Source organism: Sulfurimonas limnophila, assembly GCF_059705345.1.
On the sequence record NZ_AP046127.1, the window covers coordinates 1,797,547 to 1,809,311 of the forward strand.

Annotated in this window: 14 protein-coding genes; 10 read left to right on the forward strand and 4 right to left on the reverse strand. The window is 34.0% G+C overall.

The features are described 5' to 3' along the window. Window positions 1-34: 34 nt before the first annotated feature. Window positions 35-277 carry a hypothetical protein gene (locus tag AC6H33_RS09085; RefSeq protein WP_497604564.1) on the reverse strand — a complete coding sequence of 81 codons (243 nt, stop codon included), beginning with the start codon at window positions 275-277 and terminating at the stop codon, window positions 35-37. Between the two features lie 221 nt (window positions 278-498). Between AC6H33_RS09085 and AC6H33_RS09090 the strand changes: the two genes are divergently transcribed. The 6 genes from AC6H33_RS09090 to AC6H33_RS09115 are packed head-to-tail and all read left to right on the forward strand — an operon-like array spanning window position 499 to window position 6,205. Continuing rightward, window positions 499-924, forward strand: a complete 426-nt coding sequence (locus AC6H33_RS09090) for an ATP-dependent zinc protease family protein (RefSeq protein ID WP_497604565.1) — start codon at window positions 499-501, stop codon at window positions 922-924. 17 nt (window positions 925-941) lie between these two features. Next, window positions 942-1,874: a 30S ribosomal protein S6--L-glutamate ligase gene (rimK, locus tag AC6H33_RS09095; RefSeq protein ID WP_497604566.1), complete on the forward strand. Its 933-nt coding sequence runs from the start codon at window positions 942-944 to the stop codon at window positions 1,872-1,874. Continuing rightward, window positions 1,875-2,927 carry a succinylglutamate desuccinylase/aspartoacylase family protein gene (locus tag AC6H33_RS09100; protein ID WP_497604567.1) on the forward strand — a complete coding sequence of 351 codons (1,053 nt, stop codon included), beginning with the start codon at window positions 1,875-1,877 and terminating at the stop codon, window positions 2,925-2,927. Between the two features lie 2 nt (window positions 2,928-2,929). Further along, complete coding sequence (locus AC6H33_RS09105; protein WP_497604568.1) at window positions 2,930-3,961, forward strand: zinc-binding metallopeptidase family protein; 1,032 nt, start codon at window positions 2,930-2,932, stop codon at window positions 3,959-3,961. A gap of 14 nt (window positions 3,962-3,975) precedes the next feature. Continuing rightward, window positions 3,976-5,400: a mechanosensitive ion channel family protein gene (locus AC6H33_RS09110; RefSeq protein WP_497604569.1), complete on the forward strand. Its 1,425-nt coding sequence runs from the start codon at window positions 3,976-3,978 to the stop codon at window positions 5,398-5,400. Window positions 5,401-5,422: 22 nt separating this feature from the next. Continuing rightward, window positions 5,423-6,205, forward strand: a complete 783-nt coding sequence (locus tag AC6H33_RS09115; protein ID WP_497604570.1) for a magnesium transporter CorA family protein — start codon at window positions 5,423-5,425, stop codon at window positions 6,203-6,205. Between the two features lie 70 nt (window positions 6,206-6,275). On the opposite strand, the gene AC6H33_RS09120 is transcribed toward AC6H33_RS09115, so the two are convergent. Continuing rightward, window positions 6,276-6,407: a hypothetical protein gene (locus AC6H33_RS09120; protein ID WP_274378247.1), complete on the reverse strand. Its 132-nt coding sequence runs from the start codon at window positions 6,405-6,407 to the stop codon at window positions 6,276-6,278. Window positions 6,408-6,564: 157 nt separating this feature from the next. Between AC6H33_RS09120 and AC6H33_RS09125 the strand changes: the two genes are divergently transcribed. Further along, window positions 6,565-7,437 (forward strand): radical SAM/SPASM domain-containing protein, encoded by an 873-nt coding sequence (locus AC6H33_RS09125; protein WP_497604571.1) that lies wholly within the window; start codon window positions 6,565-6,567, stop codon window positions 7,435-7,437. Here AC6H33_RS09125 and AC6H33_RS09130 read toward each other — a convergent pair. Then, window positions 7,426-7,803 (reverse strand): group III truncated hemoglobin, encoded by a 378-nt coding sequence (locus AC6H33_RS09130; RefSeq protein ID WP_497604572.1) that lies wholly within the window; start codon window positions 7,801-7,803, stop codon window positions 7,426-7,428. The two genes, AC6H33_RS09125 and AC6H33_RS09130, sit on opposite strands and share 12 nt — an antisense overlap. A gap of 283 nt (window positions 7,804-8,086) precedes the next feature. Between AC6H33_RS09130 and AC6H33_RS09135 the strand changes: the two genes are divergently transcribed. Continuing rightward, window positions 8,087-8,275, forward strand: coding sequence for a hypothetical protein (locus AC6H33_RS09135; RefSeq protein WP_497604573.1), 189 nt, complete (start codon window positions 8,087-8,089; stop codon window positions 8,273-8,275). A gap of 156 nt (window positions 8,276-8,431) precedes the next feature. After that, the gene (locus tag AC6H33_RS09140; RefSeq protein WP_497604574.1) at window positions 8,432-9,169 is read left to right on the forward strand and encodes a 2OG-Fe(II) oxygenase; all 738 of its coding nucleotides are present in this window, start codon (window positions 8,432-8,434) and stop codon (window positions 9,167-9,169) included. 17 nt (window positions 9,170-9,186) lie between these two features. Here AC6H33_RS09140 and AC6H33_RS09145 read toward each other — a convergent pair whose 3' ends face one another. Further along, window positions 9,187-9,594 (reverse strand): hypothetical protein, encoded by a 408-nt coding sequence (locus AC6H33_RS09145; protein WP_497604575.1) that lies wholly within the window; start codon window positions 9,592-9,594, stop codon window positions 9,187-9,189. 184 nt (window positions 9,595-9,778) lie between these two features. On the opposite strand from AC6H33_RS09145, the gene uvrB reads away from it, so the two are divergent. Beyond that, window positions 9,779-11,761, forward strand: a complete 1,983-nt coding sequence (gene uvrB, locus AC6H33_RS09150; RefSeq protein WP_497604576.1) for an excinuclease ABC subunit UvrB — start codon at window positions 9,779-9,781, stop codon at window positions 11,759-11,761. Window positions 11,762-11,765 lie beyond the last annotated feature (4 nt).

Consider the following 11,765-nt stretch of genomic DNA (forward strand, 5'->3'; position numbering starts at 1 on the left):
TGATAGCGCAGAAGTGTGCTATCAAATTTTTTACTTAGTCGTAATCTTCTGAAAATTTGCTTCTATGTGGAAACTTTTCCACATGTTCATACTCATCTTCATCCAACCCATCTTCAAGCTCATTTTCAAGGATTCTCTCGTAACCCATATTGTTTAGTTCGTCATCTATTTCTTCTGTATTGATGCCGTTTTTTCGACTAAAATCCAAGATATTATCAATATCTTTTCTCATTACCCCATTTAATTCCAGTATAAATTCTAAATCTTTAAACGTCATATTTGCCCTCTTAACAAATACATTTCACTTTTGTGAATTTTATTACGTAATATACGTTACAACTCTCAATGTTCTAGCCACTAAGACCCTGATTTCCATTTTATTCAAACAAAATTATACTCATAAATAAAAAAAACTTCTCTTAAAAAAAACTTAAAATAAGTTCCTTTTTTGCTTAGATAAAACATGTTATAATCTATCTAAAATATCGGATTTACTCAATGTTAAAAAAGAAAATTATTGGCACAAAAGAGATTATATCGATTCCAGATTTAGAGCTTTATGATCTTGACGTTAAAATTGACACTGGAGCTGATTCAAACGCCATTCATTGTGACGATATATTTGTAGATAAAAACAATATTGTTCATTTTAAGCTGCTAGATGAAGTTCATGAGGCATATCATGGTAAAAAAATATCAATCCCTCTGTATCAGATGAAAAGAGTAAAAAGCTCAAACGGTGAAATTCAACACAGACCATCTATCAGGGTAAAGGTTGATTTCTTTGGAAAAAGTTACCTTACTGTTATCTCTCTAACAAATCGCTCTGATATGAAATATCCAATGTTGATAGGAAGAAAGTTTTTAGCAAAAAGATTTTTAGTTGATGTTTCACAAGAATATCTCACAAAACAGACAAAATAAACATAAAGAAGAGCTACATGAGAATTTACATATTATCAAGAAACAAAGAGTTATATTCAACAAAAAGATTAGTTCAAGCGGCTGAAGAAAAAGGGTGGGAAGTAAGGGTAATTGACTACCTAAAATGCAGTATAGAGATAATGAAAGATGAACTAAAAGTAAATTATTTAGGAAAAGAGCTTCCTACTCCAGATGCTATTATTCCAAGAATTGGTGCCAGTAGAACATTTTATGGAACTGCAATGGTAAGGCATTTTGAGATGATGGATGTCTTTAGTGCAACAGGCTCGCTTGCTATAAAAAGAAGTAGAGATAAACTAAGAAGCCTTCAGATACTCTCAAAAAATGGTGTCGATATGCCAAAAACTGTTTTTGCTTCCAATAAATCAAATGCAAAAGATGTGATAGCCCTAAGTGGAGGCGCTCCACTCGTACTTAAGATATTAGAAGGCACTCAAGGAGTTGGTGTAGTTTTGGTAGATAGCGAAAAGGCTGCTAAATCCGTTTTGGATGCTTTTTACGGAATGGATGTTAATCTGCTCGTGCAAGAGTACATTGAAGAGGCTGGTGGAGCTGACATACGAGTATTTATCGTCGGCGGGAAAATAATTGGCGCAATGAAGCGTCAAGGTGCTGAGGGTGATTTTAGATCAAATCTTCATCAAGGCGGAAGCGCTACAGCACACAAGCTCACAAAAAGAGAAAAAGAGACTGCCCTCTCAGCTGCCAAAGCTATGGGACTTGGGATTTGTGGAGTCGATATGATTCAATCAAACAGAGGGCCTCTTGTCATGGAGGTAAACTCTTCTCCTGGATTAGAGGGAATCGAAAAATCTACAAAAATTGATATTGCTGGAAAAATCATGGAATATATTGCAAAAAATATAGATCCAAAATGCAAGATAAATCCAGAAAAAAGAAAAATTAAAAAAGATAGCATTGGAGCTTAATTGACATCTAACGCAAAATTTATTTTATATAATCAAGAGATACCAATGGGTGTATCCCTAAGTATAAACCTTGAGCTTCCAAAACTTTACAATACACCAACAAAGCTTCCAGTTCATGTAATAAGAGGAAAAAAAAGTGGACCTACCATCTTTGTTAGCGCGGCTATTCATGGGGATGAGCTAAACGGTATAGAGATTATAAGACGCCTTAGAAAACTTGCTATTTTAAAAAAAATAAGGGGCACGATCATACTTGTTCCTATTGTAAATATTTATGGAATTATGACCTTATCTAGGTATTTGCCCGATAGAAGAGATTTAAATAGAAGCTTTCCAGGGAGCACACATGGCTCTTTAGCAAGTAGAGTTGCTAAAATATTTTTTGATGAAATAGTGCGAAAATGTGATTTAGGTATAGATTTACATACAGCTTCTATTCACAAATCTAATCTTCCTCAGATAAGAACAAATATAGATAATGAGTACACTTTCAATCTTGCAAAAGCGTTTCAAGCTCCTGTGATTTTACACTCAGAGGTAAGAGATGGCTCACTACGTGCTGTTGCCCAAGAAGAGGGAATTCCAATACTTTTATATGAGGCAGGAGAAGCTCTAAGATTTGATGAAAAATGCATCAGAACTGGTGTTAATGGGATAATTAATGTTTTAAGAGAGAGCGGCATGCTTCCAAAAGTGATGAAAAAGGTTGAAAAAACAACTCCAATAGTTACAAAAAGCTCTCAGTGGATACGCTCTACTGAGAGCGGCATGCTAAGAACCATTAAAGCACTAGGCGATACTGTACGCAAAGATGAAGTAATTGCTTTTGTTGATGAACCTATCGGAGAGAGTAGTTTTGAATTAATTGCGCCATTTGATGGTGTTATCATTGGCAAATCAGAGATTCCTCTTGTGCAAGAAGGTGATGCTGTTTTTCATATCGCAAAGTTTAGAAATCTTGAAGACGCAGAAGATAAAATTGAGTACTTTAATGAAAATATAATTGAATCAAGTGAATTTTTTGAACTTAAAAATGAAGAGATAATAGAGTAAATATGGAACTTTTTTACGATATATTAAAACAACTGATAAGAATACCGAGCGTAGTTGGTGCTGAACAGCCTTTTTTTATGTTTATAAAAAGAGAACTTGAAGAGCATGGTGTGAAAGTTGAATACTATGATGGTGTTTTAGTTGCAAAAGGAAACAACCCTCAAAGTGGATATATTTCAGCTCACGCCGATAGACATGGGCTAGTATGTACTGGGCACAATGAGTTTCAATATGCTGCGTTTATTGCAAAAAATAAAGCAGACTTAACAGGAGATTCAAACTCAGAACAACTTTTACATAATTTTACTGCTAGATTTGTTGATGAAAAAGTTCAAGCTTATCAGCCTTGGTCAGGCACATATTTAGGGCTTGGCTCTATAAAAGATGCTTTTTTATGTGAGAGAAGAAACAATATTATTTTTAAAATTGATGGTTTTGATTATCTAACACCAGGGATGCCAATAGCATTTATGGATAAACTCGATATTAAAGATGATTTAATATCTGCACAGCTAGACAATGTCATAAGTGTTGCAATGATTATTTACATGTACACCATAGGTTATCAAGGTACAGCATTTTTCACCGCGTCAGAAGAAGCTGGACGTAGCTGGAGGTTTTTGTTAGAGTGGTTTAGACGCTTTAACATAAAAACAGATGAGCTTTTAGTGCTAGACACTAGCCCGTATCCGACACTAGAGGAACTTAGAAGTATAGATATAGTTCTAAGACACAGAGATTCAAACGCGGTTTTTAGATCTCCTTTGAAAAACAAAATCAAAAAAATAGCTATCAAAGAGAAGATAAACTTCAACTTTAAAGACACCTACTTAAAAAATAAAATGCAAAAAAACAAAACAGTTCGTTCACTTGGAACTACTGAACTAGGAAGACTTATTTTTGCAACAAAGGGCGAGATTCAGGGCACTACACTTCAAATCCCGACCATTGGTTATCATACTGTAAATGAAACAACTACAAAAAGAGCTGCTCTGAGCATGATAAAAATTTTACAAAAATTATATATTCCATAAATATAGGGTCTTTTATGAAAAAAATAACACTTTTTATAATTAGTTTAGGAATTTTCTTTTCACTATTAGGCGATGATGATTTTACATATTTTGAAAAAGAGAAAAATATTTGGCTACAAGTATATAGCAACCAACTAAAAGCACAAGCTACTGATAGTGAGATTAAAGCTTTAGAAAGAAGCATAAAAGAAGCGGGAACAAAGAAAAAAATAGAGCTAACCCAGCTACTTAAACTTCAAACAAGTAAAAAGAAAATACTCGATGAGCTCCCTCAATCTTTTGACGCTATGCTTGAAAAAATCACCGTTGATAGCGTTAAAGATATAGGTTTAATCGAATATATTTTTACAAGCCAAAAAGGCAAATTTAGCATACAGACTCAACGATTAAAAATTTTAAAACAAGAGTTTGACGATGCGGTTGATTTCTTAAAAAAGGAACTCTCCACTGCTGAGACATCAGAGAATAGAGATTTTTTTAAAGAGTACCAGCTCAAAAAAGCATTGGATTTTTTTGAAAACGCAAGAGGGTTACTTGAAAATAAAGAAGAGGTTTTAAGACGAACAAAACAGAGTTATATAAGTGAATTAGCAGCATTTAAACAGACTCAACTGCCCCTTTATATAGTTAAAATTGTCGCTTTATTATTAATTTTCCTTCTTTTTAATGCTCTTAAATACTTTATATCCAAAAAAATAGATGATGAAGACCGCCTCTTTAGAATAAAAAGAGTATTAAATATAAGCTTTTTTCTTCTTGTATTGCTTATGTTAATTATCTTTAATATAAGCAATATTGTTTACGCAGCAACACTTATTGGTGTTATTGCAGCTGCGATTACGATAAGTATGAAAGAGTATCTTCAAAGCATGGCTACATGGTTTCATCTATCTTTTGGAAACTCTATAAAGGTCGGAGATAGAATTCTTTTACAGACAAATAACAATCAAATCATAGGGGAAGTTATAAATATCTCACTATTTCAAGTTACACTATATGAGAGCATAAACAACACAACCGCCCTAGAGCTAAAACGCTCAGGAAGAACTGTTTTTATACCAAACAATTTTTTTGTAACAAACTATGTCTATAACTACACTCACGATAAAATGAAAACTATATATGATCTTATAGAATTTAAAATTCCTTTTACCTCTGATACAAAAAAAATTGAAGAACTTGTAACAGAGGTAACAATTGAAGCTACTGAGAGGTATATGGAAGTTGCAACAAAGCAATTCTCAAACCTAAGAAAGCGCTACGACATGCGCTCTCGTGAATTTAGACCTCGTATTCATTTTATTCCTGATACAAAAAGTTCATGTTTTATTTTATACATTTGGTACGCTGCACCTTATCATCAAATCATGGAATTAAAATCTCAAATAAGTCAAAAAATTGTAAAAAAGCTGCAAGAAAACGGTGTAGAGTTTTGCTAAAATTAAACTACAAGGATAAAATATGAATCTTTACAACCTAGTAGAGACACTTCATATAGAGGATTTAAAAAATCCTACACACCCATCTATCTTTGATGAAAATGATAGCTATGACATGCTGATAGTCAGGTTGCCTATAATTGAAGATAAGCTTGAACTAATCTCTATCGGTTTTATTATAACAAGCGACAATAGCTATCTCTATGTAAGAGATAAAAAGGCTTTTGAAGAGCTTGGAAATCGATTTGATGCGCCATATAAAATACTAGACACAACAATAGACAAACTATTAAAATCTTTTGAGGTCTATCGTGATTTGATTATTGATATGGAAGAAGCTCTTTATCTCAACAAAACAAAAAAGTCTTTTATCAACAGTTGGCTTGAGCTAAAGAGAAATATTGTAAGAGTTGAACGTGTACTTATGCACGCCTCTTCCACAATGGATAAAATGATCAGCTACCATACAGAGACTCTGGATTTTCCTATAAACCACTATATGGATTTGCACGAACACCTTGAGAGAACCCTTCACTCAGCAAAACTCCAATTATCAAAGTTAGACTACCTATATAATTTTCACAATGCACAGACAAACGAAAAGATGAATCATTTAATATATATTTTAACAATAATCTCTGCGATTTTCTTGCCATTAAATTTAGTTGTTGGATTTTTTGGGATGAATACCAGCGGGATGCCATTTTCAGATGGGTTATCAGGAACAAATAGTGTTGGAATTTTTATGATTATTTTATCAATTTTCATGGTTGGAGTTATATACTTTGTAAAAAAAAGAGTTTAAGGGAAAGTTTTAGTCACTAAAATAGGCCACTGTAAGACCTATTTTAGAAGGAGAAATAAAATTTTAGATATTAATAAATATCTGTGCTTGGGTGGTTTGGTTTACTAACTGTAGTACCAGTCTCTTTTACATCGTAATGAACGATATTATCAGCTTGTAAAGCACCTATTGTTAATGCGATTAATAAAATGATGTTTTTCATCTTGTATCCTTTGGTAAGAACGCGTTACGCTCTAAATTTTTAAATCAGAGTAATTTTATCCGATTTAACTTTTATCTTTCTCACTCCTTTATAATTATCTATTTAGTTTAAGTTTTAATTTATTTATGATAGAGTTTCAAAATTATTAAGGAGTCTCATGCAGTTCCATCGTGTTCATATTGAAGTGACAAATATTTGCGGTCTTGCATGTAGTTTCTGCCCTCCAAAAGCAAATCCCTCAAAAACTATGACCCTAGAGTTTTTTGAAAAAGCTCTACAAGAGCTTACTCCATATACAAAAACACTCGCTTTTCATGTTATGGGAGACCCTCTGCTTCTCTCAAATCTGCATGAGTACCTTGACATTGCCAAGAGATACAATTTTCAAGTAGAGTTGACAACAAGCGGTTACTACCTCTGTAAACACAAGCCAGAAACACTATTTCACGAAGCAGTTCGCCAACTAAACATCTCACTCAACAGTTTCAACAAGAATAGCCTAAATATCAGCTTTGAAGAGTACATAAAATATGTTTTAGATGTATGTTCACAAAAAATAGAGAACTTTCCCATACCTTTTATAAATCTTCGTCTTTGGAATCTTGATGATATTTGCTCTGAAGATACATATAACAGACTTATTTTTGAAAAACTAAACTCTTTTTTTGATATAACAATCGATAGTGAGCTGATACACAAAGAGAAGATAAAATCTCTGCGCATAGCTCCAAAAATACTACTTAATTTTGATAGCTATTTTGAGTGGCCATCACTTAACTCCACACATAACTCTCACGCTACATGCTATGGGCTTTCCTCGCATATAGGCATACTCGCAAACGGCAATGTTGTGCCTTGCTGCTTAGATGGAGATGGCGTTATAAACCTCGGCAACTTGCATGAAGAGAGTCTAAAAAATATACTCACTTCAAAAAGAGCAACAGCCATAATAGAGGGCTTTAAATGGCATATCGCAGTTGAAGAGCTATGCAAAAAATGCAGTTATAAAGATAGATTTTTAAACTCCTAAATTTCTCATAAAATTACCCGCTATCAGAGTGCTTCTATTTTTGAAAAAGTCAGCTATCTCTGGAACATATATACTATCTTGAGTTTCGTAAAATAGCCTTAGCCACCCCTGAAATGCTTCTCTTGAGATACCTTCAATATCTAAATGAGGCGCAAAAGGACTACCTCTATATGCACTATCACCAAGCGCGATAGAAGCCCAAAAATTTGTTAAGAGCTCCAAATGAGGACGCCATTTCTCATTTTTCATATCATCTCCCAATTTTTCAATAAAAAAAGGAGCGACAACGCTATCTTTTAAAACTTTTGAATAAAATAAAAGTACCATCTTGTTTAAATTTTCTTTTGTAACTTCACTGTTTAACATATTTTATCTACTCTCTTTTTATATAGCAATTGATTTTTGAATTCTATAAAACCAACCCTACTCACAACCTAAAGCTATAATTCCAGCAATGAAAAATCAGCCAAATTTCAAAGTGGCTTTAACAAGAAGTATGAAAACTTTAGTTAATATATGAGATGTGCTACATACATAATTATTTGTGTGTGTTAATTTATTTCGAATAGATAGAAGTGTAATATAAGTTACATATCACTTTGTGCTATCTCGTTATAGTAAGGTTATATATAGAAAAAAAGGAGATATTATGTGTATTCCACATGGAATGAGCGGAACCGTAAGCAACGGTTTTGTAAAAAAAAGCAAACCGCAAAAGAGCATAAAAAGAGTTTCTCAAAAAGAGTTTGAAAAAGGTGACCCAAATTTTATAGATGAGAGAAAAGAAGTCTATACGCCTAAAGAAAAGGAATCGTTTTTTAGCTCTTTATTTAAGTGATGTCTGGACTGTATCAAGAAAACTGAAATTATAAACAGCTCTTTCATAGGCACTTCGTAACTCATCTATTTTCCACAATAAAGTTATACTTTTATAGATTAATACAGATGGGAAAAATGCATACATTACAATTTAAAATTATTGATAAGTGCTGGTTTGAGAAGTGTTAAAATGCAGCAGATAAGCAACTATGTATTTTGTGATGATTTCGTAGCCTCTTTAAAGCTTGAAACACGCCTTATGTCAAACCAATACTACGATTATCCATATCTAATTATCAAAGATTTTTTCTCAAAATCTACATGTTACGATATAGCAGAGTATGCCTACAACACCTCAGAGGGTGAAAAAGCCAAGGTAAAGACAAGGCTTCTAGGTAGCATCGTAGACCCAAGCGTTGATGAGAGTATCAGAAAGACCGTTATTCACAAACTCTCAGACCTACATGTAAAAATGTATGAGGAGAATTTTAAAACCTTTCAGCCAGAGATTGAGCGCTTCTTTAGCGTTGCACTCACTACTTCAACCACGTTACAGGCTCTGGAGTACACAAAAGGTTCTTTTTATATCAAACATGCAGATGATTCAAATGAGCTAGTGGATGCAGATGGCAAAACAGTAGGTTTTATACAAGTAGCTCCGCTACGCAAACTTACAACCGTTCTCTTTACCACTTCGCATGAAATACATAACAGCAAAGATTATAGCTTTGGCGGCGGAGAACTTGTTTTTAATTATCTCTTTGACGCAGATGGTAAACAGATTAAACTCTATCCTCAAGCAGGAGAGATGGTAGTCTTTCCAAGCAATCCGATATACAGCCATGAAGTTCTACATGTAGAGAATGGATACAGACTCACTCTCGTGCAGTGGCATAACGCTATTATTGCCTAATCAAAACACGCCATAAGCTATTTGTCTATTTTTATTAAAAGTTTGTTTTGAAAAATATCTTCTATATACTCTTGTGTCTGGTATCCGTATATTTGTTCAATTATCTCTGATTCTTTGTTTTTATTTAACTTCAAAATATAGGTCATGGGGTATATTATTATCTCATATCTGAGCTCTTTTCTAAATTGAGAAAATACCTCACTTCCTTTTTGAACTGTAAAAAATTTTATTTTATTTTCATACTTTTTTGTAATTTCAGACTCTAATTCGTTTTTATATTTCGTACACCAAGGACACCCAATTTTATCAAATTTCAAAAAAATCAAATCGTGCTCTTTGAGTTGAGATAGTGACGTCAACTCCTCAATAGCTTTAGCTGTTAGAGATGAATATAATATAAGTATTGTTAAAATTAATTTTCTCATCTTTTACCTTACATATAATATTACGCACTAAAACGAACACATCCTCTTTAATACCAAAAACAGATATTCCTGCAACCACCTGAAGCTACGAAAAGCGCCTAATATCAGTTACATCTATTAAAACATGATTATACTACTCGTTAAGAAACAAATCCATTTTCCTCATTTGGCTATAATTCCACCAATGAAAAATCAGCCAAATTTTAAAGTTGTATCTCCTTATCAACCAGCAGGAGACCAGCCAGAAGCCATAAAAATACTTAGTGACTCTATCCTCAAAGGCAATCGTTATCAGGCTCTAGAGGGCGTGACTGGTAGCGGTAAAACGCACACTATGGCGCGGGTTATAGAAAATGTGAAGATGCCGACCATTATCATGACGCATAACAAAACACTCGCGGCACAGCTGTACTCAGAGTTTCGTCAATTTTTCCCAAACAATCATGTTGAGTACTTTGTCTCCTACTATGACTACTACCAGCCTGAGGCTTATATTCCGCGCCAAGATCTCTTTATAGAAAAAGATAGTGCAATAAACGATGAACTTGAGCGCCTTCGCCTCTCTTCTACTGCAAATCTGCTTAGTTATGATGATGTTATAGTTGTAGCTTCTGTATCTGCAAACTATGGTCTTGGTGACCCAGAGGAGTATGAAAATATGGTGCAATCAGTCGCAATCGGAGATGTGATTGCGCAGAAAAAACTTCTCTTACGACTTGTTGAGATGGGTTACAGCAGAAATGACAGCTATTTTGATAGTGGACATATTCGTGTAAACGGAGAGTCATTAGATATTTTTCCTCCATATTTTGAGCAAAAAGCTATTCGTATAGAGTTTTTTGGAGATGAGATAGAAGCTATCTATACTTTCGACACAATCGATAATAAAAAACTTGAAGAACATAAGCAGTTTACTATATATGCAACTTCACAATTTAGTGTACGTCAAGAGAAGTTAGCAGTGGCAATAAAACGCATTGAAGAGGAACTTGATGATAGACTTGCTTACTTTAAAAAAGAGGGAAAACTTGTAGAGCATCAACGACTAAAACAGAGAGTTGAGTTTGATTTAGAGATGCTTCAAACTACTGGAATGTGTAAAGGAGTTGAGAACTACTCAAGACTTTTAACTGATAAAAAAACAGGTGAAGCGCCATACACTCTTCTTGACTACTTTGAACTTCACCATAAAGAGTACCTAGTTATCGTGGATGAATCTCACGTCTCACTTCCGCAGTATCGCGGTATGTATGCAGGAGATAGAGCGAGAAAAGAGGTTTTGGTTGAGTATGGTTTTCGTCTGCCTAGCGCGCTTGATAACCGCCCTTTAATGCTTGATGAGTATATAAATAAAGCGCCTCACTATCTTTTTGTATCAGCAACTCCATCTCTATACGAACTTGAACTATCTGCCGTAAAAGCTGAGCAGATTATACGCCCAACTGGACTTTTAGACCCTGTGATAGAGATAAAGCCATCTACAAATCAAGTAGAAGACATACATGATGAGATAAAAAAAGTTACACTAAAAAATGAGAGAGTTTTAATCACTGTTCTTACTAAAAAGATGGCTGAAGCACTAACCAAATATCTAGCCGATTTAGGTATAAGAGTTGAGTATATGCACTCAGACATAGACACGATACAGAGAAATCAGATAATCCGATCTCTTCGCCTTGGTGAGTTTGATGTACTTATAGGAATAAATCTTCTGCGTGAAGGGCTAGATTTGCCAGAAGTAAGCCTTGTAGCAATTTTAGATGCCGATAAAGAGGGCTTTTTAAGAAGTGAAACCTCTCTTATACAAACAATCGGTAGAGGTGCGAGAAATGTAAATGGAAGAGTTATTTTATATGCAAACAAGATAACAAATTCTATGCAAAAGGCTATTGATAAAACAAATGCAAGACGAGAGATGCAAAATAACCATAACAAAATTCATGGCATTACTCCAACTACAACCATTAGAGCGCTAGATGAAAATCTAAAAGTTGAAGAGTATGGCGATATTTACCAAAAGAATAAAAAAATGGATAAAATTCCTGTTTCAGAGAGAAAGGCGATGGTTACGCAACTATCCCTAAAAATGAAAGAAGCGGCGCGTGAGCTAAACTTTGAAGAAGCAGCTCGACTTCGTGACGAAATAGTAAAAATAAAAAAATTATAAGAGA

Excerpts from the sequence above, each read along its gene's own strand:
- rimK (WP_497604566.1), top strand. The coding sequence starts at position 942 with ATGAGAATTTACATATTATCAAGAAACAAAGAGTTATATTCAACAAAA.
- AC6H33_RS09105 (WP_497604568.1), top strand. The coding sequence starts at position 2,930 with ATGGAACTTTTTTACGATATATTAAAACAACTGATAAGAATACCGAGC.
- AC6H33_RS09130 (WP_497604572.1), bottom strand. The coding sequence starts at position 7,803 with ATGTTAAACAGTGAAGTTACAAAAGAAAATTTAAACAAGATGGTACTT.
- AC6H33_RS09115 (WP_497604570.1), top strand. The coding sequence starts at position 5,423 with ATGAATCTTTACAACCTAGTAGAGACACTTCATATAGAGGATTTAAAA.
- AC6H33_RS09125 (WP_497604571.1), top strand. The coding sequence starts at position 6,565 with ATGCAGTTCCATCGTGTTCATATTGAAGTGACAAATATTTGCGGTCTT.
- AC6H33_RS09085 (WP_497604564.1), bottom strand. The coding sequence starts at position 277 with ATGACGTTTAAAGATTTAGAATTTATACTGGAATTAAATGGGGTAATG.
- AC6H33_RS09110 (WP_497604569.1), top strand. The coding sequence starts at position 3,976 with ATGAAAAAAATAACACTTTTTATAATTAGTTTAGGAATTTTCTTTTCA.
- AC6H33_RS09145 (WP_497604575.1), bottom strand. The coding sequence starts at position 9,594 with ATGAGAAAATTAATTTTAACAATACTTATATTATATTCATCTCTAACA.
- AC6H33_RS09120 (WP_274378247.1), bottom strand. The coding sequence starts at position 6,407 with ATGAAAAACATCATTTTATTAATCGCATTAACAATAGGTGCTTTACAA.
- AC6H33_RS09090 (WP_497604565.1), top strand. The coding sequence starts at position 499 with ATGTTAAAAAAGAAAATTATTGGCACAAAAGAGATTATATCGATTCCA.
- uvrB (WP_497604576.1), top strand. The coding sequence starts at position 9,779 with ATGAAAAATCAGCCAAATTTTAAAGTTGTATCTCCTTATCAACCAGCA.
- AC6H33_RS09135 (WP_497604573.1), top strand. The coding sequence starts at position 8,087 with ATGTGTATTCCACATGGAATGAGCGGAACCGTAAGCAACGGTTTTGTA.